The organism is Algoriphagus sp. 4150 (assembly GCF_031457395.1).
Classification (GTDB): Bacteria; Bacteroidota; Bacteroidia; order Cytophagales; family Cyclobacteriaceae; genus Algoriphagus.
Map to the genome: position 1 here is coordinate 99,834 of NZ_JAVDWS010000012.1, position 24,408 is coordinate 124,241.

19 protein-coding genes are annotated in these 24,408 nt (G+C 43.3%); 2 read left to right on the forward strand and 17 right to left on the reverse strand.

Annotation, left to right across the window (positions count from 1 at the left end):
• Window positions 1–35: 35 nt before the first annotated feature.
• From J2X69_RS15585 to J2X69_RS15625, 9 genes are all read right to left on the reverse strand, one after another.
• Entirely contained in the window at window positions 36–1,700 is a 1,665-nt protein-coding gene (locus J2X69_RS15585) for a ribulokinase (RefSeq protein WP_310105158.1), read from the reverse strand.
• Window positions 1,697–3,199: a sodium:solute symporter gene (locus tag J2X69_RS15590; RefSeq protein WP_310105160.1), complete on the reverse strand. Its 1,503-nt coding sequence runs from the start codon at window positions 3,197–3,199 to the stop codon at window positions 1,697–1,699. Before J2X69_RS15590 ends, J2X69_RS15585 begins: the two co-directional genes overlap by 4 nt.
• A gap of 232 nt (window positions 3,200–3,431) precedes the next feature.
• Window positions 3,432–4,373 (reverse strand): dihydrodipicolinate synthase family protein, encoded by a 942-nt coding sequence (locus J2X69_RS15595; RefSeq protein WP_310105163.1) that lies wholly within the window; start codon window positions 4,371–4,373, stop codon window positions 3,432–3,434.
• A complete protein-coding gene (locus J2X69_RS15600) occupies window positions 4,370–5,734 on the reverse strand; it encodes a DUF3748 domain-containing protein (protein WP_310105165.1) in 1,365 nt (454 codons plus the stop codon). Before J2X69_RS15600 ends, J2X69_RS15595 begins: the two co-directional genes overlap by 4 nt.
• Before the next feature lie 345 nt (window positions 5,735–6,079).
• On the reverse strand, window positions 6,080–7,243 hold the full coding sequence (locus J2X69_RS15605; protein ID WP_310105167.1) for a sialidase family protein: 1,164 nt from the start codon (window positions 7,241–7,243) through the stop codon (window positions 6,080–6,082).
• A 22-nt stretch (window positions 7,244–7,265) separates the two neighbouring features.
• Window positions 7,266–8,405, reverse strand: coding sequence for a sialidase family protein (locus J2X69_RS15610; RefSeq protein ID WP_310105170.1), 1,140 nt, complete (start codon window positions 8,403–8,405; stop codon window positions 7,266–7,268).
• A 31-nt stretch (window positions 8,406–8,436) separates the two neighbouring features.
• Window positions 8,437–10,065 (reverse strand): RagB/SusD family nutrient uptake outer membrane protein, encoded by a 1,629-nt coding sequence (locus J2X69_RS15615; RefSeq protein ID WP_310105173.1) that lies wholly within the window; start codon window positions 10,063–10,065, stop codon window positions 8,437–8,439.
• A 32-nt stretch (window positions 10,066–10,097) separates the two neighbouring features.
• Window positions 10,098–13,103, reverse strand: a complete 3,006-nt coding sequence (locus J2X69_RS15620) for a TonB-dependent receptor (RefSeq protein WP_310105176.1) — start codon at window positions 13,101–13,103, stop codon at window positions 10,098–10,100.
• 28 nt (window positions 13,104–13,131) lie between these two features.
• Window positions 13,132–14,745, reverse strand: a complete 1,614-nt coding sequence (locus J2X69_RS15625) for a fucose isomerase (RefSeq protein WP_310105179.1) — start codon at window positions 14,743–14,745, stop codon at window positions 13,132–13,134.
• Between the two features lie 217 nt (window positions 14,746–14,962).
• On the opposite strand from J2X69_RS15625, the gene J2X69_RS15630 reads away from it, so the two are divergent.
• Entirely contained in the window at window positions 14,963–15,832 is an 870-nt protein-coding gene (locus J2X69_RS15630) for an AraC family transcriptional regulator (RefSeq protein WP_310105182.1), read from the forward strand.
• Here J2X69_RS15630 and J2X69_RS15635 read toward each other — a convergent pair.
• The 4 genes from J2X69_RS15635 to J2X69_RS15650 all read right to left on the reverse strand — a co-directional run bounded on the left by J2X69_RS15635 (window position 15,829) and on the right by J2X69_RS15650 (window position 19,837).
• Window positions 15,829–16,917: a DinB family protein gene (locus tag J2X69_RS15635; RefSeq protein ID WP_310105184.1), complete on the reverse strand. Its 1,089-nt coding sequence runs from the start codon at window positions 16,915–16,917 to the stop codon at window positions 15,829–15,831. The two genes, J2X69_RS15630 and J2X69_RS15635, sit on opposite strands and share 4 nt — an antisense overlap.
• 284 nt (window positions 16,918–17,201) lie before the next feature.
• On the reverse strand, window positions 17,202–17,645 hold the full coding sequence (locus J2X69_RS15640; protein ID WP_310105187.1) for a DinB family protein: 444 nt from the start codon (window positions 17,643–17,645) through the stop codon (window positions 17,202–17,204).
• A gap of 378 nt (window positions 17,646–18,023) precedes the next feature.
• Entirely contained in the window at window positions 18,024–18,767 is a 744-nt protein-coding gene (locus J2X69_RS15645) for an SDR family oxidoreductase (RefSeq protein ID WP_310105190.1), read from the reverse strand.
• 8 nt (window positions 18,768–18,775) lie between these two features.
• The gene (locus J2X69_RS15650; protein WP_310105193.1) at window positions 18,776–19,837 is read right to left on the reverse strand and encodes a branched-chain amino acid aminotransferase; all 1,062 of its coding nucleotides are present in this window, start codon (window positions 19,835–19,837) and stop codon (window positions 18,776–18,778) included.
• Between the two features lie 102 nt (window positions 19,838–19,939).
• On the opposite strand from J2X69_RS15650, the gene J2X69_RS15655 reads away from it, so the two are divergent.
• Window positions 19,940–21,388, forward strand: a complete 1,449-nt coding sequence (locus tag J2X69_RS15655) for a PLP-dependent aminotransferase family protein (protein WP_310105197.1) — start codon at window positions 19,940–19,942, stop codon at window positions 21,386–21,388.
• A 341-nt stretch (window positions 21,389–21,729) separates the two neighbouring features.
• On the opposite strand, the gene J2X69_RS15660 is transcribed toward J2X69_RS15655, so the two are convergent.
• The 4 genes from J2X69_RS15660 to J2X69_RS15675 all read right to left on the reverse strand — a co-directional run bounded on the left by J2X69_RS15660 (window position 21,730) and on the right by J2X69_RS15675 (window position 24,402).
• Entirely contained in the window at window positions 21,730–22,230 is a 501-nt protein-coding gene (locus J2X69_RS15660) for an N-acetyltransferase family protein (RefSeq protein WP_310105199.1), read from the reverse strand.
• Between the two features lie 260 nt (window positions 22,231–22,490).
• A complete protein-coding gene (locus tag J2X69_RS15665) occupies window positions 22,491–23,465 on the reverse strand; it encodes a permease (RefSeq protein ID WP_310105202.1) in 975 nt (324 codons plus the stop codon).
• A 9-nt stretch (window positions 23,466–23,474) separates the two neighbouring features.
• Window positions 23,475–23,723, reverse strand: coding sequence for a thioredoxin family protein (locus J2X69_RS15670; protein ID WP_310105204.1), 249 nt, complete (start codon window positions 23,721–23,723; stop codon window positions 23,475–23,477).
• A 91-nt stretch (window positions 23,724–23,814) separates the two neighbouring features.
• A complete protein-coding gene (locus J2X69_RS15675; protein WP_310105207.1) occupies window positions 23,815–24,402 on the reverse strand; it encodes a sigma-70 family RNA polymerase sigma factor in 588 nt (195 codons plus the stop codon).
• Window positions 24,403–24,408: the final 6 nt, after the last annotated feature.

Genomic DNA, 24,408 nt, shown 5'->3' on the forward strand with positions numbered 1-24,408 from the left:
CCTAAGACGGATTTGACCTTACCTGATTTTGGTTGTCACATTTTGTTGTGCTCCTCCGCCGTTTTCCCCAGCCTGATATAACTCCTGTATTTTTTGGCGTAAAATTCTTTTTTCTCCATATCTGGCTTATAAATCTGACTGAAATCAGGCCCCATCATCTTAATCGCGCTGTCCATAGAAGAATAAATTCCACATGCCACAGCAGCATAAATAGCCGAACCCAAGGCAGGAGTTTGGGGGGATGCTGTGATTTTGATAGTTCTCCCCAGCACATCCGCCATAATCTGCATCACCAGTTTTGACTTATTGGCAACGCCTCCTACTGCGATCACCTCATCTATCCGCAGACCTTCTTCTTCAAACTGGTCTATGATCCTCTTTGAGCCAAAACATAAGGACTCAACAAGACTTCTGAATAGATGAGCAGCAGAAGTGCCCATATCCAATCCCAACAAAGCTCCCTGAAGCGATTCATCCGCATCGGGAGAACGACGTCCGTTAATCCAATCCAGCGCTACGATATTGCTATCCCCTTGGGGCAATTTCAATGCTTCTTCAGACAAGTGAATCAGCATTTCCTCTTCCATTTCAGCAAGTAATTTCTCTTTATTAAGGCTATCAATATGCTTACTCTTGCTGATCAACTGAATAGACGGAGCCAAAAGTAGTCGACTAAACCAAGCCAATACATCACCGAAACCGGCTTGTCCCGCTTCCAGTCCGATCAATCCTGCAAGTACAGATCCATCTACCTGACCGCATATTCCTTTGATCAGTTTCTTGTCCATTTCCTGAGGAGAGGCCACCAAAATATCACAGGTAGAGGTTCCCACGACTTTGACCAAGGCATGCTCCCGAATCCCCGCACCCACTGCACCGGCATGCGCGTCAATCGTCCCCACGGCAATAACGGTATCTTCTGACAACCCAAGTTTGGCAGCCCATTTTCCACTGATTTTACCCGCAGATTCATTGGAGGTATAAGTTTGAGAGTACAGGTTCTCTCTGAGGTCGGCTAATGAATGATCGAGTGACGACAAAAACTTCCCGGCGGGCAGTCCACCCCAGTCCCGGTGCCAAAGAGCCTTATGACCCGCAGCACATCTACTTCTCTTCACATGTATTGGAGACTGCCCTGTAAGCGCACCCGTGATGTAATCACAATGCTCCATCCAGGAAAAAGCTGCTTTGGCGACATTTGAATCTTTGCGGTGAATGGACAGTATTTTGGACCAGAACCACTCAGAAGAATAGATTCCCCCGGAGTATTTGGTAAAATCCTCTCCTCCCCAGCTCCTCGCCAGTTCAGTGATTTCATTCGCTTCTTTAATGGAGGAATGATCTTTCCAGAGCACCATCATGGCATTCGGATTATTTTCAAACCCGGGAGTCATGGCCAAAGACTCGCCTTTTTCATCCACAGCCATGGGCGATGACCCTGTGGTGTCCACACAAATGCCCTTGATCAGGTTCTTATTCACTCCGGATTTTCTGACCACCTCAGAAACAGTTTTCTCCAAACCTTCCAAATGATCCAGAGGATGCTGTCTAAATTGACTTTTGGCAGGATCGCAGTAAAGTCCCTGTGCCCATCTTGGAAATGAGAAAACAGAACTTTCCATAGTTTCTCCATCTTCGGTATTGACCAGTAGCGCACGGACTGAGTCTGTGCCATAGTCCAATCCTATTACATATGTCATTTTACTGTGCTGTGTTTAGTGTTGGAAAAAAGACCGGTAAGTAGAAAGCCAACAATAAAAATGGTCAGCGTTCCCATTACGATTGTAAGATTGGTGTGCAGTGTGTTTTTAAACCCTTCCAGAGAAGTGTCTGCAAAAAGCACAGGTGAAAGACTCATCCAACCAATCACAAGAACGCCACAAAAAACACCGATGGCAGCCGCTTTGCTGCGAGCTTTTCTCACCACAAATCCAAGTAAGAAAAGACCGAGAATTCCCCCACTGAATATAGACGATAAAGCCCACCAGGCATCCAAAGCGCTGGTGACTCCATTGAATGCCAAGCCAACCACTATACTCAGTCCCCCCATCACAAAGGAAGCAATCAACAATACCCGCATGGATTGCTTTTCTGTGGTGTTTTTATGAATATACCTCCGGTAATGATCCGATAGAAAAACCGTGGCGGAACTATTGATGCTGGTGGAAACCGTACTCATGCCGGCAGCAAATATGGACGCAATCAATAATCCGGTCAGTCCCGTAGGCAGCCCCGATACGATGAAATGGGGAAAGACTTTATCGGCATTTTCTGCCATTTTCAGATTTTCGGGAAGCAGCTCCGGAAATACCTGATAATAGGAAAACAGTGCCGTACCTATAAAGAAAAACAAGAGGGATACTGGCACATACAAGAGACTACCAAACCAAGTGGAGCGCTTAGCTTCCTTTTCAGTCCGGGCGGTAATGTACCGCTGGATGTAACTCTGATCAATTCCGAAATTCTGGAGATTGATAAACAGTCCATAGACCAAAATCATCCAAAAGGTAGATTCCACAAAATTAAACTCGAAACTTCCCAAGCTGAATTTGTCAGCTTCCGCTGCGATGGCAAAGACTTCTCCGGGTCCGTTCGGCATGGAAAACATGATTACCAAGAGGCAAAGTATTGCTCCCCCTATCAACACAATCCCCTGAATCGCATCCGTCCAGATCACCGCTTCAATTCCTCCAAGCATGGCATAGACTATCACACTTATTCCCGTGCAGATGATTATCAATGGAATACTCCAGCCAAACAGCGCATTCATAGGCAAAGCCAGCAAATACATGATGGCTCCCATCCTAGCTAGCTGCGTCAGTAGATAGCACACAGAAGCATAAGTTCGCGCCCAAGTACCAAACCGTGTTTCCAGGTAGTAATAGGCGGATTCACTCTGTAGCTTCCTATAGAGCGGGACAAAATAGCGTACCGCAATCCATGCCGCCAGCGGAATAGACAGACTGAATACAAATCCGTTCCAATTGGATAAATAGGCATTTCCGGGAAGAGCAAGAAAACTGATGCTACTGACAAACGTCGCAAAGATGGACATCCCTATGGCCCAGCTAGGAAGCCGCCCTCCCCCGGTAGTATATTCCAGTGCGGTTCTTTTTCGGAAAGAAAAGGAAATCCCAAACAGCACAATTGCCGCCATATAAACCAGAAAAACTACTAAATCTATTATCGGTAAATCCATTACTAAGAGATATTTTGGGTAAGCAGGAAGCTTGTGGCACTATGAAAATTACAGATTTTGTTTAACCCGCATTATGCATTAGCATTTCTATTGCGGCCAATAATTGCTTCAAAATCAGTCACTGCGTTGCAGTTTTCGACTTCACCATAGCGGTGCTATAACTCAGTCTCCAAACAGCCTGATTTTATTGCAATTAATGGTCTCTTAACGAAACCTAATGCAAAATCCGGGTTTAAGAGGATTGAAACATAAATGATGATGTTATCTTCTCGAATCGGGATCGCAGTTCTTTTACTTCAGCTTCGGAAAAAGGATATAAAGGCGCTGCAAACTGAGGCTGGCATAACCCAAGAAAAGACATGGCCGTTTTCAAACCCTTCATGTAACTGGATTTATAGTATCCGACCTGATAGATATTTCTGCTGATCTCCATAACGGCATGCTGACAGGATTTTATCTTCTCAAAATCCCTATCAACAGCAGCTTCATACAGTTCCACATACAGTTTGGGAAAAAGATTGGCTCCACCACAAACACCTCCAAAACTCCCCATCAACACTGTTTCAGCCATCATTTCTTCCGGGCCGACCATCAGCACAAAATCCTCCTGATCTGCAAATACGTGACATAAGGACTGAAAATAAACCCCATTGGCAGAACTGTCTTTCAAACCTATAATTCTTTCATGGACAGCTAGCCTGACCACCGTATCCACTTCTATGGTGAGCTTGGTATGGGACGGCATATTGTAAAGAAACATCGGTAAGGAAATAGCATCAGCCAATTGCTTAAAGTAGCTGTAGATTTCCTGCTGGTCAATATTCGCATAGAAAGGTGGAGCGGCTACTACGGCATAGGCTCCGGACGAAGCAGCGACTTCTGCCAGATCAATACTTTCTTCCTTGGAAACGTCGGTTATTCCCACCAACACAGGCACTCTATCCTTTACCAGACTACAGGTCTGTCTGATCAGTTCTTTACGGGTATGGTAGCTCAATCCTGAGAATTCACCCGTAGTCCCAAGTATAAAAATGCCGTGAACTCCTCCTGCAATCAAATGTTCGATTAGTTTTTCCACACTTTCTGAATCCAGGGATCCATCTGCATTCAGCGGCGTTACCATAGGTGGAACTATGCCTCTTAAAGGCTCTTTTGTTTTAGAAAATTGTGTCATAAGTAGTGATCAACCAAGGTTGAAAGGTTTAATGTAAAAATTTGAAAAAAAGCCTGATCTCCCTGACCGACTTTTCTGTTGTATGCCAATCTGTATCCTGAGTTGGACCAGTTAATATTACTAAGTGAGGTTGTTTGGCCGGTGGGAGCGGCCAAGACCTGCATGGTCATTCCATCCGCAACCCGTGTCACATACATGGCTTCTGCTGCTCCATAGGCCAAGTACTTCCCGTCTGAACTCAATGAAAAGGAAGTGTCTGCAGAAAAATCATTAGTAGTGATGGGAAGTATCTCTCCTCCATTCGGAGAGACAGAAAAGATCTGAACAATGCCCGCATCGTCCTTTTGATAGAAATAAATGAAATTTCCATCCGGAGAACTTCTCAGCCACTGCCTTGGCCCCTGCACACCGGGATATTTATTTGTGGTGGTGAAAGTCAATCTGCGTTGCTCTACCCCCCCTGGGACGGAAGGTAATTCAGTGGTACTTCCTGCATTTACAGTATCCAAAAAGCCAAGAATATTCTCAGGAATATCCGCTATAAATACCTCCGTTACTTTCTCTCCGGATGATGAAACAACATCACCCAAGAAGGCCAAAGCTACTTTTTTCTCCTTTCCGTTTGGCTTAGCAGACCCCGTAGTTCCCACCCAGCATTCTTCGTAGGCTTTAGCTATTTCATCCGATCCGGGTTGTGGATTGGCTTTTACTTTGGCCAGTAAAATAGCATAGGCATTCCCGTCGAAATTCTCCTCATTTTTCTCCCCTTCAATGAAAACTGGCTTCCCTAGCACAAATACTCCCACAGTCCGAAGATCCTGTACCTGATGGTTTTGTTTAGACTCACCTTCCAAAATCGCATCGTTATAGGTGAAGCTTACAAACGGCCCGTCTGCGCTGTACGAATACGCATGTGTCCCACCTCTCATGGCACCTTTGGTGAACGGCACAGTCACATCCCGGGCATCCATAGGCTGGGCACTGTTGGCATTATTCAGGTCAACCTGCATGGCAAAGCGACGGGTAACTCCATAGGGTATTTCGGCTGAGGCATTCTTTAGCCCATGGATAAACACCACTTCGTTTCTTTCCGGATGAAAGCTTGCTGCTCCTACACCCGGGCCATAGTTGGTCTGATTCTCCAGTTTATAAATAGTTTGAATTTCCCCAGAACCAACATTTACAAGCTGGATAGTCCCATTTTCCCCTATTTTGGAATCATCATTTCTGTTGTCAAACACCAAATACTTATCATCAGGTGAAAACGCCTGTCGCTGATTTAGGAAATGACCTTTGTGACCAAAGGTCATCTGTATTTCCTTTGCCTTAAGAGTATCTGACCCCTCTATTTCTTTGTCCACTTTTGAATAGTTTAAATTGCAGCCTAGCGCAGATCCCTGCATCAGAATCAGTCCCAGAAAACAAATTTCCCGTAACACCAAACCAAAATATTTTCCTGAATGTATCACGAGAAAGGGTTTCTTGGTTTTAATAGCTGTTTGAATGATTAATGATTATCCTCAATGATTCCAGTAGCCATATCTTCTTTGGTTTAATGGCAGGAAGACCGATGACCGAAGCAGCTCAATTTCAAGTGTTATCTGAATCATTGCTCTCAAAAAACCATGGTATTGCTACTTGGTATTTAGCAACGTCGTAGGGTGAGATCCTCAACTTTCACTGAGATTCCGGAAGCTGTCCCCCGACTATTTCCACTCTTCCGGATCAAATACAGTAGCTGCTATGTATCGGTATGGTTTGGCATCGGATTGATTGGTATTATTCCAATAGTATATCATCACCAGCTTTCCATCGGCTCTTTGTATCATTTTGGGATATCCTACATCCCTATTCGCTCCATCGCCACTCCGCAATATGATTTCATCTCCCCAGGATGTTCCATTATTTTCGCTAAAACGTGCATGCACCCGGGATCCGAATTCGCTTCTATGAATATACCCAAGTGCCAATCTCCCATCTTTCAGTTGGACCAATGCAGGTGGCGATCCTCCTCTTCCAGTATCGGGAGCAGGATCGACTAATTTATTCCAAGTATTTCCATTGTCTTTGGATATATAGCTTGAAATCAAATTTTGACCATTCTCCAGCCTCGTTCTGATCGTAGTCAGCCATACATTTTCTGATAATCGCACCGATGAAGGCATGATATCAAAACCTCCATGCTCGGCAGTAATCCAGGAAACCAAGTTCCAATTCAACCCTCCATCTTGAGTTCTTACGAATGCCACCCGTCCTTCTTTTGAATTGGCTTTGGCGGTGGTCACAAAAGCACTCAAAACTTGTTTCCCCTCCACATGGTAGTCTGTTCTGTTTGCTATTCCGGAAGTTCCCATACTTGGAAATACATACGGCCCTTCCCAATGTGTCCCCTTATCCCGGGAATAGTAGAAATGACTGGGACCATCATGATTATTATGCCTCAAAAAGGTCAACAGAAAGCCCTCAGAGGTAAAATCCGGCATAGGTTCTTTCAGAACAACAGGTTTTTCGGCTTTATCCGGAATGATGTTGTTGTCATGTCCCCAACCTGTCTGTCCCAAAGAATAAGCATCTTGGATATCCCAAGTCTCACCACCATCCAAACTTCTGGCGTACTGATTCTCTGCGGACTTGGGATCATAGGTATGCAATCCCGGCTCTGACTGTTTGAATGAAGCTTTGACAAATCCTACTAAAATTTCGTCTCCCCAACCCCAAATACCATGATTTGCAGGCCATCCGCCATACTGACCATCTTCTTGAAACACCACCTTATGTTCAATAAATTTTTCTTTTTGCTGGGCAATTGCCATGGGAATTCCTTCATATACTAGAAAAGCAAGTACTATCCCTTCCTTTAAAAATCTCATTTTATATATATTGACTACTCGGTTACAACTTATTGGGATCAATCACTGCGTATTTTATAGACCTCCTATTATAGGTATAAGTGATATGGACAAGCCCATCCGAAGCCTGAATTATGGATGGATATGCATACCCGTCTTCAATTGGCTCATTTTCAAAGGTCATCACCGGTTTCCAGTCTTGCCCATTCTCTGATATGGCAAGATTTAGAATATTCCTTCCGTTAGGTTGCTTTCCTTCCTTGGTAGAGTGATTATAGATCAGCAGTTGTCTGCCATCCGCAAGAGTGACAGCATCAGTACCCGAATTGGGATTAGGTAAAGTCAAGGCAGTCATTTCTCCCCAAGTTTCTCCCTCCTCCTCTGACCATATCTGAGAAAGCACTCCTTGTTTGGTTCTGGAAATTGCCTGGATTCTTCCATCAGCATACGTCAGAATGCTAGGCTGAATGGCATCAAATTCAACTCCGTCATGCACAGGGCCTATAATTTCCCAAGTGTCACCTCCATCATCACTAACCTCAAAATACACCATCCAGTCTTGTTCATTCCCATTGATAATGTATTCCAGACTTGTGGGATTAATTATCCTTCCGGACTTCAACTGTACCGGTTTGTTTTTCACCGGGCCTATAATATGGCCGATTTTAGGATCCTCCCCCAATTTGATAGGAGTACTCCAGGTTTTGCCGTTATCTGTCGAAGTAGTCAGCATTCCCCACCAGGTGGTCGGGCTGGGGCCAACTTTGTAAAACAACATCAGGGGCTTTCCTTCAGGTTGAAATAGCACAGGATTCCAGCATGGATATCGGAGCGTATCATTTTGTACGCCATTGACAATTTCCTCAGGCCATGTCCATTCCCCTTCTACAAGGCGGGATATTCTGATTCCCACATCCGGGTTATTTTCATGGGTTCCCCCAAAAAAAGCCGATACTATACCTTCAGGAGTTTCAATTAAGGTGGAAGCATGAACCTCGGGAGTTGGTCTATTGTCCAGTTCATAAATCAACTCTGACTTCAGTAAGCCTCCTTCTCCGGGTTTGGAAACCGGCGGCAAGTAATAGTTGCCTGTAATATCATTTGGAGCTTGTTGTGCTGATGCCATAAGAGGAAAAAGCAATGTTGCAAAACCAATTAAAGTAGTACGCATGTTTATCTTCATTTATATAACTATTTATATCCTGTTGTGACACTCAATATCCTGGATTTTGTTCTAATTCCGCTCCAAAATTTGCATCAATGACAACCTGGGGAATAGGCCATAATCCATTGTGATCTTGAATTGTATTGCGGGAGCTTTCCAATAATCCATATTGCTTCACCCGTTCTACCAATTTACCCATGCGTATCAATGTCCGTCTTCTAGGTTCTTCAAAAAGAAGTTCCCGCGCTCTTTCATCAAGAATAAGATCCAGAGAGACATTGCCTACGTTAATTAAACCTGCATTGGCACGTGCCCGTAACGCATTTATATCTTCCGCTGCCTTATCGGTATTTCCATTTCTAAGGTATGCTTCAGCCCGGAGCAGATAAGTTTCAGCCAGTCTATAGACATACACATCCTTGGAAGTCCTTCCTGATGTGTTATTCAAATTCCAAGGTTCTCCTTCTATTTTTCTGGGATAGGAATACATGCTTCGAAGAGTATCTTCTGCCGAAGTTTTTGGCGGAACCAATTGCCCAAAATATTGCGAGTTGGGGTTATTGTAATAAAAATCCCTACGCATGTTGAAATCTGAATTTCGAATATCATTTGCATCATTCCAAATTTCATAAAGCGAATAAACAGTTCCTCTCACTCTACCTACCCCTCTGCCCATCTCATCGGTCGGGACATTTGGAACACCATTAGGATCTAGAATTCTCACAAAGAACGGCCCAAAATTCCTTACTGCTTGATTACCGTCTCTTGTTCCACCACCACCGACAGTAAAACTCTCAAACTGCCAAACATAAATTGACTCCATATTGCCGGAGCTTCTATTGAAATTCCCGTCTTTAAACAGATCCGAAAACACATCACCTTCCTCACCCTGACTGCTGCCAAATCTTGAAGTCATAAGCTTGTAATCACCTGATTCGATTACTCTTGAAGCACTTTCTATAGCCTTCTCATACTGACCCAAACTAATGTACAATTCAGTCAGTAGATGATCAGCCGCTCCTTTACTGATTCTGCCCGGCATAGTTTGGTTAGCGGAAGGCAGCCATTGGGAGGCAAATTCCAAATCATTTTTGGCAAACTCATACACTTCCTCTCGCTCAGCTCTCACATAATCGTATTTTGGCACATTGAGAATAGTGTCGACTATAGGAACACCTCCATAAAGATTGGCAAGAAAGTTATGGGCATAGGCCCTGTAAAACCTTGCTTCTGCTATCACGGCATTTTTCTGAGCATCACTCTCCCAAATCCCCTTATTCCCCTCTTTATTAGCATAGACTATTACTGTATTGGCCTGAGGAAGCATGGTTCCATATGCCCAATTCCAATTTCTGCCTACCTCAGGAGTCACAGAGGTCAAGTAAGAAATCCAATTCCTATAGGTAAAATATTCCGCTCCCGCATCCTCTCCTACATCTGTACCGGGGAAATTGGTTATAAAAAAGGTATTGTCATCCTGGGAATATTCTTCTCTGGCCGCCCATGACAACCCGGTCAGGTAAGTTTCAAATCCTGCAACCGAAACCAGGGTATTGTCAGCGCTTAAAGAAGAAAGTGGTTCTTCGTACAAGAAGTCGTCATTACAAGAAACTAATACTGACATGAAACACATCCCTATAGCCGCCAGTCCTGATTTTTTTATTTTTAAGATCTTCATTTGTCTAATCTTTAAAGGTGAATTGGTAAGAATCAGAATGAGACATTCAGCCCAACCAAAAATGTTTTCGGCATAGGATAAAGATTATCACTACCCTGCTCGCTCGTGTAGGAACCGCCATTCTCAGGGTCTGTACCCAGCCAATCTGTGATCGTGGCCAGATTTTTTCCCGTAACGTAGACCTTCAATCCACTCAGTTTGAGTTTATCCAGCATTGTCCGATTGAACTCGTAAGAGAAGGTCACATCCCTAAGCCGGACAAAATCCCTACTCATATACCAATTAGTCTGAAGTGGATTGGAATATGTCAAGGAAGGCCTATCAGTAGATTGATTCTCAGGCGTCCACCAACCTGCATCCAGCTGGTTCAGACTCCTTCCCGGCACTAGCGGGTTGATCAGATTGAAGGGTGCAATCCATCCCTGCATTGCATTAATAAAAATTGACAGGGAGAAATTATTGTATGTGAAATTGTTTCTAAGCCCAAATTGATACTTGGGAATGTTGCCGGAACCAACCACAGTCCTATCATCCGGGGTAATCACTCCATCACCATTCAGATCCTTCACCCTTACAAAACCTGCCTGAGATCCGGCGGGAATATCTTCATCTCCCTCTTGATATATACCATCAAAAGCATAGTCATAGTAGGAATTAATAGGCTTCCCGATAAACCAGCTATTGGCAATATTATCATCTTCCCTACCATCCCCATTCAAATCTGTTTTGAACAAGTGAACAATTTCATTTTTGTTATGGGAAAACGTAAAATCAGTACTCCAATTAAACTGCTCTTTCCTGATATTGTCTGTTGAAAGAGATAGCTCTATACCCCTGTTATTCACTTCACCCACATTGGTCAGAATACTTGTGTACCCGTTCATGATGGGAATATTCCTTCTTACCAGTAAGTTTTCTGTATTACTGTTATAGTATTCAATTGTACCTGCGATTCTTCTTTGGAATAATTCAAAATCGACTGCAAAATTTGCTGTTTTGGTGGTTTCCCATGTCAGATCATCATTTCCCAAAGTAGAGGTGACCACCCCTAAACTGCTGCCGCCTCCATCGCCAAACACATACCTTTGGGTGGATGACAAGGTCAACGATTGATACGGTTCGATAGCCTGATTCCCCACTGCTCCATAGGAAGCTCTTAATTTCAGCATATCCAAGAAATTAACATTGCCCATAAAACCTTCATCTGTTACGATCCAGGCAAGAGAACCTGATGGGAAGGTTGCGTATTTATTGTTTACTGAGAAAACGGAACTTCCATCCTTTCTCGCTGTCAGCGTCAACAGATAGCGATTTTTGAATTGGTAATTTAGCCTTGCCATATAGGAAACCATATCTACAGCATAGGCAGAAGAATTTATACGCTGAATTTCACCAAGCCCCAGATTATTAAAGCCAAGAACATCAACATTAAACTGCTCGCCGGCGGCAAGAGTAGTCTCAGCTTCCATGTGATTTCTTCCCAGAAGTAACGTCAGGTCAAAATTATGGTCCTTCCCAATACTCTTGGTATAGGTCAAAATATTCTCCAGAACCCAATTGTATTGCCTCTCATTCAGTTTACTTGCCGAAGTATTGTTGAATGATACATTTTTGTCCTGATGTACAAAGTTGTATTCATGGCTCCATTGATAACTAGGGGAGAAATTCACTCTATAGGACAGTCCTTCCAAAAACGGAGCATCGATTTTGGCGAAAAAATTACTAAACAGGTTTTCGCTTATCTCCTCGTTGTCCGAGAGAAGAGTGGTTCTCATAGGATTGCCTGCTGCCTGCTCGTCGGGTACGGGGAACTGCGTCGGCGAACCATCATCATAATACATGGTTCCCAGCGGACTCATCCTATAAGCATCCCGTACACTCGCACTTACACCCGACAAATCTCTATGAGAGAACATGGTATTTGTTCCGATCTGTAGCCAAGGCTTGATGGTACTGGTGATATTTACCCGAAATGTGTTTCTCTTTTGATTATCGTTATGAATCAAACCTTTATCATCACTTACAGATGCCGACAGGAAGTAGTTTGTGGCTTTGGTCCTACCCGAAATATTAAGATCGATAGCACTTGATCTACCCTGCTGGGAAATTTCTTTCCAAGGATTAATCGAGTTACCGTTTCGATAATTTTCAGCCTCTGTGGATGAGATATAATTTTCTATGGAATTTGGATCAGCCTCCAGCCCAGACTGCCTTCTCCAATCCAATCTTCTTTGCAAATACCTATCGGGGCTTAAGAGCTTAAGTTCTGATGCCCATTCAGAAACCCCGGTATATGTATTAAGGCTAATCGATGGAGTCTCGGTAGTACCACTTTTAGAGGTGATTAATATTACCCCATTCGCAGCTCTGGATCCATAGATAGCAGTAGAACTTGCATCCTTTAATATTTCCATAGCTTGGACATCCCTAGGATTAATGTCATTTAGGTTACCTCCGAAAATAATTCCATCCAGTACGATCAGAGGGCTATTGGATCCACTCAGCGAGTTTTGTCCACGGATCAAAATATTTCCTACTTGACCGGGTCTCCCTGTTTCATTGAACTGAACTCCGGGAATACCTACCATAGCTTCGGTCACGGTGACATCATCATTGCTTCCGGATAAATCCGCCGAGGAAATTGATCCGGTAATATTCCTTCTTACTTGTGTGCCGTAACCCACCACTACCACTTCTTCGAGACCGGCTATATCCTCCCTCATCACCAGATTGATTTCAGATCTATTTCCGATTTCTTCTTCTATTGATTCAAATCCTATCATCGAAAAGACCAAAACACCTCCATCATCCGGGACATTAATTGAATAATTGCCATCAATATCTGTCACTGCACCGATGGCCGTTCCTTTCAACAACACGTTTACACCGGGTAGTCCCATTGGATCATCTCCTGTTGTCACTTTCCCTTTTACGGCATGTTGCTGTGCATAGGAAGCATTCGAAAATGCACATGCCCCAAGGAGCAAAAGCATCATCAAAATTGAATGCCTCCTGAAATAAGGTAGTCTTACATTCATTATATTAAGGTTTTTGGGTTAGTATTAGTTAATTGAGCTCTCCACAGACGAAGGTTTCAATCCCGAAGGAATTAAAAACCACTGCTTTTGACTTTGCTGCTTCAATTGCCCATTTCTTAGACTCGGCATAGACAACCTGTATATGATTGGCTTTGTGACGTCCCATCATTTGATCTTTGGAAATCCCCGGAAGCACCGCATGCATAATCGGCCATGCCGGAGTGGTATTTTCCCATCTTCTTTGGGTTTCTTCTTCGGGAAGCGTGACCACCTCTCCTACACCCAAGTCACACTTCAGGCTGTCATCCTCGATATATATTCTGCTCCATACGATATGGCCCGGTCTGCTGATTCCTTTAAGACTACCACCCCCTTTCTTGAAATACATGGGAGGCTGTCTTTCACTACTCGCTCCGGAATACCCCCCTATGAAATGGGCCGGAGGAGCCGCACCCGAAATCAAAAAGACCCAAACGAATTCCATACGCCCATTGATCATATATTCTTCTCCCCAGCGGATATCGTGCAGGGTAGTTTCAGGAGGAAGTCCCAGTCTATCCCAAAGTTTGGTAGTGATCAGCGCATCAATCCCCGCACATTCATCCACTTCATTAAAATGGGGAATCAGTGATTTGGCATACAGCTCTCTTCCTTTTCTGTCGAAAACAGGAGGTCTGTCCGTATTATTCAGAAGTCCCTCTGCGAGATCACTGGCTGCGACCAGATCCTTCAATCCCTGCTGGTATTGTATGCCGATCGTATCACATCCGTATTGATCTGCGATTCTTACTGCAGCGATATACATTTTACATTGCTCCAGCGTCTGCTCTACAGTCAGGTCAACTTCGGGATCAGTCCCCCAGTTGAATCCCATCCCTCTTCCAAGCAACCAATCCAGGACTTGCTGCGCCTCCGATTGGTCCACATCCATCATCTCCGCATAGAGAGCAGATTGGCTTAGCCGCTCCTTAAATATTCCAAGCCGGTGGAGTAGCCTGTCCGGTACTATTGCATTGAACATCCCCATACATCCTTCATCAAACACCCCCATAATTGCCTTATTCTTGACAAAGTCCAGTGCGAAGGCTTCTGCCGATTTTCTTGCAGCATCCGAAATATCCAAAGAATCGAAAGTGCTGACATGGGAGTCGTCCTTTTGGATAGTTCCCGTGGACAACCATTCCTTTAGTTTCTCCTTAAAAAAGTCATCTTGAAAATCCTTACTCCAAAGTGTGCTATAGTCAACCTCAGCTTTAGTCAAAGATCCGTTTAGATTTAACATCCCTACTAGACCTGAAGACATTCCTTCCCAGTTTGCAAGTGTTAAAATTGGCCCTTTGTGAGTCATCAATCCCGGAAGAACATGATGCGTGTATTGCCAGACACTTTCTGCCACTATGATCGGAAGGTTAGGATCGATTTTTTTGAAGACTTCTATTCCCATCTTCTGGGAGTCTATAAATCCATGCTGTTTGAGGGGATCATACCCGTGTCCCCGCTCAATCTCATAGCCAAATTCCGCCAAAGTTATGGCCAGTTGTTGCTCCATTTTTTCCTGATATCCCCAACCGACGCGGTTAGCATCCAGCCTTAGATCACCACTCGCTACTACCGGTATTTTTTTTGTCTCGTACATCATCATTCTCTCGGGTTTACTGCATGAACCTTACAAATATGAGAGAAAACAGAAGTGGCTAATTATCACATTTTGCCAAAAAATTATACTATTCTATCATTATTGACTCCTGATTATGTTTATTATATCGATTGCATTCAGAATTTAATTTCAAATCCTATAATATTGGACATCAGTCAAAGTAAATTACCTTTCAGACAGGATAAAGAATAAGCTATCATCCATGAAGCCACATTTTCATAAAGTCCCGAGTACATCTGAAAGCTCTTTCAGTGTCAGACACGATAAAAAACCAAATTTTGGAACCCTTTGGCATTTTCATCCGGAGTTGGAATTGCATTACATCATCAAGGGTGAAGGAACACAATACATCGGAGACACGGTAAGTAGTTTCTCGGGTGGGGATCTAATTCTGCTTGGAGAAAATCTACCCCATACCTGGCGTTGTTCTGAGAAGTATTTTCGGGGAGATCCCAAGGAAGAAGTGGAAGCTTTTGTGCTTCAGTTTTTACCTACCTGCTTTGGAAAAGATTTTCTTGAATTGCCGGAAACCCAAGCTATTTCTGCTCTCTATGAAACGGCCAAAAAGGGAATGATCATCCATGGCAAAACCAAGGAGAAACTTGCCCAGACCTTACATGAAATAGTAAATGCATCCAGTTTGGAGCGTATAATTCATTTATTGAAAATTCTTCAGATATTAGGAGCTACCTCAGAATTTGAAACCATTTCCCCCGGCTATGCGAATAGTCACCTTGCCAATGTCTCAGAAATGCACCGACTGGAAAAAATTTACACCTATGTCTTGGCTCACTACCGCGAGGAAATCAGTTTGGAGCTAATTTCATCTATAGCAAATCTGAGTGTATCCAGCTTTTCCAGATACTTTAAAAAAATGACCAATAAGACCTTCTTCGAATTTCTGATTGAAATACGGATTTCCAATGTGTGCAGGGCTTTGGTAGATGACAAATTGCCCATAGAGGTGATTTGTTATGATTGCGGGTTCAACAATGTCTCAAATTTTTACAGGCATTTCAGGAAAGTAACAGGAATGACCCCGTTTGCCTATAAAAAGCAATACTTACCTTAGTTTTTGGGAAATGCCTGATTAGATTTTATCTCTTCTATTTGTTTGGTATGGCGTGCAGTATGTGCCGCCACAAACAAGAAATTCTGATAGCCATCGGATTTTCCTGTTGGGTATTCACTGATGTGATTACGGAGGTTTTCTAGATTGGCACTTTTGATATAGCTAAGAATGGGTTGTCTGCCTGCAGTGAAATCTGTTAATGCTAGCTGCGCATTGGAATATTTATCCGAAGGCTGCAATTCTTGAGGAGCCTGATACTTTTCTGAGCGGTCTGTAGTCATTTTTATCAGCTCGGCATCGGTTGTTTCTATTTCAGCTTTCCGTTCGGGCTGAGCGGGTTTTTCCATTTCCTTTTTTCCCATTTCAAAAAGCATTTGTTCGGAAGCGATAATATGCTCCAGACATTGTGCCACAGACCATTGGTCTGCCGATGGCTTAAAGTTGAGTTGTGCTTCGCTAAGCCCGGAAATGACATTTTTCAACTTACTTTCTGTGCTGTTATAATAATTTTCAAGAAAAGAAATACTACCATCGGGTGTGGATGGTTGGCTTTCCAATACCGTTTTTAATTTGTCCAATCCGGTTTGCAAGTCATCTCCAATCATTTGTTCAAAATCCATAAACAGCATCATGATATTCATTGGATAATTCATGTGCCCGCTGAAACCCCATTTTACTTTGGTTTGGTCTTCAGCTACAGTTTCGGTTGTCATAAATGCGGGTTCCGTAGCTTCAAAGGGTTTAAAAAAACGCAATTCAAAATCAATTCTTTCGCCTTCTGTAATTTTCTTGATTTCCTGTTCGCCTACGCCCACTTCTTTGTTGTCGCTTTCCCAACGGGAAACAAAACCGACCGTGCCGTCCGTTCCTTCGTATGATTTTTTCATGTCGGGATCCATATTGCTCCACTTGCTGTAATTGTCCTGGTTTTTGAGGTATTTTATGTATTCAAAGACTTCGGATTTTGATTTGTCGATTGCAATTTCTTTTTCAACTGCATATTCCTTTTTTACAAATAATGCCACAACCAGTGGAATTGCTATCAATACTCCAATTACGATTAATATCCTTATTAAAGTTTTCATCTGTTTATATTTTGTTTTAAGAGGTCAGATAGCCTGTCCCGTCCGCCGCGGCGGATCGGGAGAATCTCGCCAGGCGAATAATCATCCCCCTCCCGAAGCAAGTTCGGGACAAGTTGTGTGTCGTCTTCGACATGCTCGATTTCATAATATTTTTTCTAAAGTTTTCACAAAATCCTCCAGTAATCCCTCAAATTAACATTCTTTTTCGGAAAACTCAGTCTCTTTATTCCTTATAATGAGATGTTTATGTAAACAACTCCTATCCGGCAAAACCGTATTCCCTGTCAGCTTTTAAAATGAATATAATCAGAACTAATAGGCTCCATTCCCATTTTCCGCATCTGCATGGCAATCTGTCCACGGTGATAGGTGGAATGGTTTACCAGATGCATCAGAACATCCAAGATTCTGCTTTCAAACCTGACTCCGGAGAAATTTCTATATGAAATAATTTCCTCTACCTCCTTACTGTCCAGTACCTTTTTGACTTCTTGATTGAGCAGCTCATTTCTTCCGGAAAAGGATTCAATCGGGAAATCATCCCAAGGTTTTATCTTCGGTTTGTTTTGATTGATCCTGTCTATCCAGACTTGCTGGGCATTCAGGATATGGTTGGCAAGTCTGCAAATCTCAGCGTCCAGTTCATAATCATACGACTTAAACCGCTTGTCCAATTCCTTATTTATCTGATAATTGTACTCGAAAAACTTCTTTAAAAATTCCTTCATTTGTTTATAATTTGTCTTTAATGGTCATACCCGTCTGTCAGGCAGGACTAATATAGGTTCACATCCACGCAATAATAATAGATTGAATCTCTGAAATAAAAATCATATGGTGCTGATTTAATATCGTCCGTCCCTACGGGACTTTGCCGGATGATTTTGTTATCAAATTGTCCAGAGGTTGAAACCTCTGGCAAGAAGATAGGTCGTCCCTATGGGACTGTTAAAGAATAGTACAGGCATTAATACCGTTAGGCATGTACGATAACTTAGTCAGTCATTTGAATAAGCGGTAAAAATAAATAAGGATTTCCGTTCTTGTAAATGCCGTAGGACTTGCCTGTCTGTCTCAGGCAGGCTTGATTTAATAACTGCATTCAATTATAATCCTCCACTTACATCAATAAAGCTTCCCGTAGTAAATGATGCTTTGCTTGAAAGCAGCCACAGGATAGCTTCCGCTACTTCATTCGCTTCCCCGCCTCTTTTGAGCGGAATCTTTGATTTCAAACGTTCTACCCGATCAGTCTCTCCACCAGAGGCATGGATATCAGTATAAACCAAACCGGGACGGACAGCATTCACCCTAATACCTTCTGCCGCAACCTCTTTGGCCAATCCAACAGTAAAAGTATCAATAGCTCCCTTGGAAGCGGCATAATCAACATATTCAAAAGGGGAGCCGGTCTTAGCCGCAATTGAAGATACATTGACGATTGCTCCTCCCATACCTCCATGTTTTATAGACATACGGGTTACCGCTTCTTTTGCACATAATATCGTTCCGATGACATTGGTTTGCATTACCCGCAAAAGACGTTCACTATCCATTCTGTCAACGTTCGTTTGTGGCTCAAGTACTCCGGCGTTGTTTACCAATCCATAAATGGGGCCGCATTCCCGGTCGATCCTACTAAACATATGAAATATCTCATCCGGTTTGGAAATATCTGCCTGCACCACGAATGCTTTTGACCCCAGACGTTCAATCTCATTTGCGACTATCTCAGTTCCCTCCTTATACTTAAGGTAATTCACAACCACCGTATAGCCGGATTTAGCAGCCAGTAAGGCGGTTGCCGCTCCGATTCCACGACTGGCTCCTGTTATTATTATTGTCTTCATCGTATCCACTATATAATTTCATTCCAACCGTAGCGATCCGGAGCAAGTCCTGTTCTGATGTCCTGCAGTTGTTTTTTCAAGGTAATAAAAAGACTGTTATCCTGAACTGAAGGGAAATAATCCCGGCCATTAATCCCTATCCTTTCTATGGGAGAAATTACTGCCGCTGTCCCTACTCCAAATGCTTCGATTTTCTTTCCCTCTTCAAAAGCAGCGACCAACTCCCTGTAGCTGATTTTCCGCTCTTCTACAGGAATCCCCAAATCCCGTGCTATCGTCAGGATGGAATCCCGGGTAATCCCTTCCAGAATACTTCCCGACAAAGGGGGCGTGACCAGCCGTTCATCAATTACAAACATAAGGTTCATCGTGCCGGATTCCTCCATGTATTCATGATGAATTCCATCTGTCCAGATCAATTGATCATATCCCTGTTGATTTGCAAGCTGGGTAGGAAGGATCGCCGCGGCATAATTCCCTCCGCATTTGGCATCTCCTGTTCCTCCTTCTACCGCCCGCACAAATCCAGTCTCTACTTTGACGCTGACATTTCCCTCATAGTATTTGCCCATAGGCATACATACTACCATAAAGCGGTATTCTTTGGCTCCCTTTACTCCCAGTCTGGGTTCAGAAGCAAATACAAAGGGACGGATATAGAGTGAAGTATCATTGCCCGATGGAATCCAGTCTTTTTCCAAATCAACAAGTTGCCGGATACCCTGCATAAAAAGGGGTTCGGGAAGCTCAGGCATTCCCATACGGCTCAATGAGCGGTTGATCCGCTGATAATGCTTATCCATTCTGAATACACTGATGCCCCCATCTGGCTGACGATAGGCTTTGAATCCTTCAAAAACCGTCTGTCCATAATGCAGGCAGAGGGCCAAGGGACTTAGGGAAATCGTAGAAAAGGGCACAATTTCAGCGTCGGTCCATTCCGAATTGCTATAAATCGCCTGAAGCATATGGTCAGTGGGATTCTGACCAAACACGATGTGGTCAAAGTCAACTGTGCCAAGTCCTGAGTTAGGATTTTCGGTTACCGGTAAAGAAGTAAAATCAATCATTGTTCAATAGGTTTTGATGTAGAACAAATCTGAAAAAAGATAAGGAATGAATACAGATACAATTTCACTATTTTTGATAGGTACAGTTTAAATTTCGATCGTATGTCACAGCAGTTTATCTATCAGAGCATAGCGCAGACCATAGAGCATCAGATCAAAAAACAGGTCTTTAAGATCGGAGACAAACTCCCTTCTGTCCGTGAAATCTGTAGAGAACAGGGAGTGAGCATGAATACGGCTCTGAGCGCCTATTATCAGTTGGAATCAAAAGGCCTGATAGCCTCACGTCCCCAGAGCGGATATTATGTTGTTTATTCCCATCATAAGTTTCCCGAAATACCCGAAATCACCCAGCCCGTTCAAGACGAAGGGGCGGACAAAACAGAGCAATTGATTGCCGATGTTTTCTCTGTTTTGGGAACGGAAACGAATGTGAACTTTTCGCTTGGAGTTCCTGATCCAAAACTTCTTCCGATTGCAAAGATCAACAAGTCACTGACCCGGGCTATGCGGGAAATGCCTCATAGCGGAATAATGTACGATAGCATCCAAGGAAATCAAAAATTAAGGAATCAGATAGCCAAAGGTTCTATCTCCTGGGAAGGAACCTTGACTGAGGACGACCTGATCACCACTCCGGGATGTATGGGGGCATTATCCTACAGCCTGATGTCCATCACAAAGAAAGGAGATGTACTTCTGACAGAAAGTCCGGTATATTTTGGTGTTTTGCAGCTGGCGCAAAGTCTTGGCCTGCAAGTGGTGGAACTCCCAACTCATCCGGATACAGGAATTGATATTGACATACTGGAAGAAACACTGAAAAAGCAACAGGTAGCAGCCTGCCTGCTGGTCAGCAACTTTAACAATCCCACAGGAAGTTGTATGCCTGATTCACATAAGGAAGCAGTGGTAAGACTATTGGAAAATCATCACGTTCCCTTGATAGAAGATGATTTGTACGGAGATGTGTATTTTGGAAACAAGCGGCCGAAATCCTGTAAAAGCTTTGACAAGAGTGGGAATGTGCTTTGGTGCGGGTCTGTATCCAAAACGCTGGTACCGGGCTATAGAGTTGGCTGGATAGCTCCTGGAAGATTCAAAGAAAAAATAATCAGCACCAAACTCTACCAGTCGGTCTCATCTACTACCGTTGTTCAGGAGGCCGTAGGGAACTTCCTCGAAACCGGCAGGTATGAAAACCATTTACGGAAATTGCGGCATACCCTACATGCCAATTCCATTCAATACCTCAAAGCAATAGGAAACTATTTTCCGGAGGGAACCAAAGTTAGCAGGCCTACGGGAGGTTTTCTGATCTGGATTCAGCTAGATCCCAAAGTGGATACAGCAATCCTATTTCAGCAGGCCCTCAAATTCAACATCTCCATCGCACCCGGCAGGATGTTTACCCTACAAAATCAATACAGCAACTGCATCCGTCTAAGCTATGGAATGGCTTGGGACGAGCGGATTGATGAATCTTTGAAAGTCTTGGGTATGCTTGCCAAGCAAATGATACTGGGATTTCAAACCAACACTATAAAATGATCCTGAAGGGATCCAACCATGAATAGCCATGGGTGCAACCCATGGATGCATGAATCCATTTATCCCCCACGACCCCAAAGGGTGTCGAACCTTTAATCCTAACGATTTTCTATCCCCCGGTCGCACCAGGGGCTATTCGCAGTCAGACCACTTTGTGGTCAGTTTGGTTGGATACCAATTCTAAGGCTTTCGAAAAGTAACGTAGAGTGGCTAACTGCAGGAGATGTAAGATGGAAAACAGGGTTCCATTCCGCTAAAGCAATTTATCCCTCACAAAGACAACTCCTATGGCTGTGGTAGTCTCAGCTGTGATTCGCTACTGTAATTGGAACTTCTAAGTTTCACTCCATTCCAATTTTGTTACTCCTGCGCTCCATTAGAACTGTATCTCTCCAAACACCTTTCATTTGCCCTATTCTCTCCCTAAATCCTACTTTTCTAAACCCTGCCCTCCCGTGAATTAAAATACTCGCTTTATTTTCAGGAAAGATTCCTGCCTGCAACGTCCAGAATCCTTTTTGCTCACTTTCAGCCACCAATTTTTCCAGTAGTTTGGTTCCTATATGCTGTCCTTTGAATTTATTGGAAATGTAAATGCTTACTTCCGCTACTCCTCCGTAGACACAGCGTGATGACACAGGGGACAATGCAGCCCATCCTACTACAGTTGCATTGATTTCAGCGACTAATCTACACGCTTGCAAGTGCCCTTTGTCCCACTCATTCCAGCTAGGCACCTCCGATGCAAATGTGGCATTTCCCGTATCAAGCCCCTGCCGGTAAATCTCAGAGACCTGATCCCAATCTTCTTCCATTAGGTTTCGAAATAGTATGTTTTCCATTTCAGGTTTGCTTGTGAAAATTTAGTTAGCGAAGGTAATTAACTCCTTGCAATCTTAGCTCATGCTTATTTTTGTAATTTCTATAGAAGTAATTTCAGACATGTAATATAAATCCGGATTCAATTCCCCAGTTCCAATTTCAATATAAAATGACAAACTAACCCTACCGGGAATCTAGAGTTTGGTATTCAACTACCCTCTATTAAAAAAACGGTATCCCAATATTAAATCTGGGATACCGGATTATTCTTCAGTTTTAGTCAGAAAAGCAAATTAAACAGCCATCCTGAAAGAATCATTCCTGTCGCAATTGTAGCGAAAAAGGCTATGATCAACCGCTTTTGCATCACTTTTTTCAGCAACATGGCTTCAGGTAGGGATAAGCCTATAGAACCCATCATAAATGCCATACCTGTACCCAAAGGAACCCCTTTGCCCACCAGCGATTCCAGTACAGGAAGAATACCTACCGCATCTATATACAGTGGAATCGACAGAACTACGGCCAGCGGCACAGCCAGTGGATTTGACTTTGAAATATATTCTTCAAAGAAAGATTCGGGAACGTAGCCATGTACCAATGCGCCAATCACTATTCCGAAAAACACATAGGGCGCCAACTTTCTAATCGTCTGTGATGCGTCCGCATGGATCTTAGGCAGCCTCTCACCAAAGGTTTTATTTCGTGTCTGGCTTTCTCCTACAGGCTTACCCAGATTCTTCAGCCAGACTGCGATGTGGTGTTCCATCCCAAGCTTTTCGAGGATAATCCCTCCAAGAACACCCAAAACGATCCCTGACACAACATACACCAATGTAACTTTCCACCCGTAAGTAGCCCAGAATAGTGCGATTGCAATTTCATTGACCAGTGGAGAAGTGATCAGAAAGGACAGCGCTATCCCCAACGGCATCCTTGCCTGCATCATCCCCACAAACAATGGGATGGATGAGCAGGAGCAAAATGGAGTGACCGCCCCCAGAATTGAGGCGGCAATATTCCCAAAACCTGAATGCTTGTGTTTTTCCAGGTAATTTTTCACCTTCTCCATTGGCAGGTAGCTGACAATGGTTCCCATCAGGTAGGTAACCAAAATGACGAGGAGAATAAGTACCGTGAAGGTGACTAGAAAGTAATGAACCGTCACTCCGAATGAACTTTCCAAACTGATCCCCAGCAAGTCATACAGCAGATAATCAGCCCATTTCGATAGAACTCTTTCTAATGTTTCCATGACTGATTATCAGAGAATGCTTACTAATTTTTCATCTTCGGAATATTCAGCATAGCTGTAGACTTTCCCATGGACGACCAGAGATGGAAAGCTCAACGCGCCATAGACCATGGTGTCTTTCATTTCGGAGAATTCCTCTACCTCTACCTGAAGATCGTTTTGTAGGGCTACCCGCTCTACCTGCTCACGGATTGGAGGAAATATAGAGCAGCAAGAAGAATGGAGAATTTTTACAGTAGTTTTTGATAGCGTACTCATAGCTTAGTTTTTTTTGGTTAAACTTTACTATGTAGTCTTCAACGACAGGGAAAAAGACACATTTTCCTTAAAAAAATATTCTTCCCGGCTATCAGCAAATGCTTTTTTGGAAAGAACTCAAATGGTTTTGGAGAGGTGTACAGGTGATTTTCACACTACAACTGACAAAATTCCCCTGTTGATCGTAGTCAATATCGCAGCAGTCATCAAACAACTCTTTCAGTTTCACTCTTCCTCTCTGAATCCGCATTTTGGTAGCGGAAATACTCAATCCAACCTCCCGGGCAATCTGCGCCTGTGGTATTCTATCGATGTCGGCCAGCAGCAAAGGTTCCGCATACTTTTCAGGCAAAAATCCAATCATCGGAATGAGGTAATCATAAGCAGTAAGCTCACAAGGATCGTCCGAAGGCAAATCGAATACCTTTACTTCTTCCTTATACTCATGATTATTGCGTTTATAAAAATCTGAAATAGTGTTTCGGCTTACCTGAAAAAGCCAGGCTTTTATGTTAGCTATCTCTGTCCCTTTTCGATAGCTCTCCGTCAGTTTCAGCATCACTTCTTGGACAATGTCCTCGGCATCCTGCTCGTTTTTACACTTTCTGAGTACATACGCCTTTAGAAAAACGTAAAATTCTGTGACGATGGATCCGATGAGTAGGTTCTTGTCAGTCATATCAGG

Coding starts and splice junctions, on each gene's coding strand:
- J2X69_RS15585 (WP_310105158.1), bottom strand. CDS start 1,700: ATGACATATGTAATAGGATTGGACTATGGCACAGACTCAGTCCGTGCG.
- J2X69_RS15590 (WP_310105160.1), bottom strand. CDS start 3,199: ATGGATTTACCGATAATAGATTTAGTAGTTTTTCTGGTTTATATGGCG.
- J2X69_RS15595 (WP_310105163.1), bottom strand. CDS start 4,373: ATGACACAATTTTCTAAAACAAAAGAGCCTTTAAGAGGCATAGTTCCA.
- J2X69_RS15605 (WP_310105167.1), bottom strand. CDS start 7,243: ATGAGATTTTTAAAGGAAGGGATAGTACTTGCTTTTCTAGTATATGAA.
- J2X69_RS15610 (WP_310105170.1), bottom strand. CDS start 8,405: ATGAAGATAAACATGCGTACTACTTTAATTGGTTTTGCAACATTGCTT.
- J2X69_RS15615 (WP_310105173.1), bottom strand. CDS start 10,065: ATGAAGATCTTAAAAATAAAAAAATCAGGACTGGCGGCTATAGGGATG.
- J2X69_RS15620 (WP_310105176.1), bottom strand. CDS start 13,103: ATGAATGTAAGACTACCTTATTTCAGGAGGCATTCAATTTTGATGATG.
- J2X69_RS15625 (WP_310105179.1), bottom strand. CDS start 14,745: ATGATGATGTACGAGACAAAAAAAATACCGGTAGTAGCGAGTGGTGAT.
- J2X69_RS15630 (WP_310105182.1), top strand. CDS start 14,963: ATGAAGCCACATTTTCATAAAGTCCCGAGTACATCTGAAAGCTCTTTC.
- J2X69_RS15635 (WP_310105184.1), bottom strand. CDS start 16,917: ATGAAAACTTTAATAAGGATATTAATCGTAATTGGAGTATTGATAGCA.
- J2X69_RS15640 (WP_310105187.1), bottom strand. CDS start 17,645: ATGAAGGAATTTTTAAAGAAGTTTTTCGAGTACAATTATCAGATAAAT.
- J2X69_RS15645 (WP_310105190.1), bottom strand. CDS start 18,767: ATGAAGACAATAATAATAACAGGAGCCAGTCGTGGAATCGGAGCGGCA.
- J2X69_RS15650 (WP_310105193.1), bottom strand. CDS start 19,837: ATGATTGATTTTACTTCTTTACCGGTAACCGAAAATCCTAACTCAGGA.
- J2X69_RS15655 (WP_310105197.1), top strand. CDS start 19,940: ATGTCACAGCAGTTTATCTATCAGAGCATAGCGCAGACCATAGAGCAT.
- J2X69_RS15660 (WP_310105199.1), bottom strand. CDS start 22,230: ATGGAAAACATACTATTTCGAAACCTAATGGAAGAAGATTGGGATCAG.
- J2X69_RS15665 (WP_310105202.1), bottom strand. CDS start 23,465: ATGGAAACATTAGAAAGAGTTCTATCGAAATGGGCTGATTATCTGCTG.
- J2X69_RS15670 (WP_310105204.1), bottom strand. CDS start 23,723: ATGAGTACGCTATCAAAAACTACTGTAAAAATTCTCCATTCTTCTTGC.
- J2X69_RS15675 (WP_310105207.1), bottom strand. CDS start 24,402: ATGACTGACAAGAACCTACTCATCGGATCCATCGTCACAGAATTTTAC.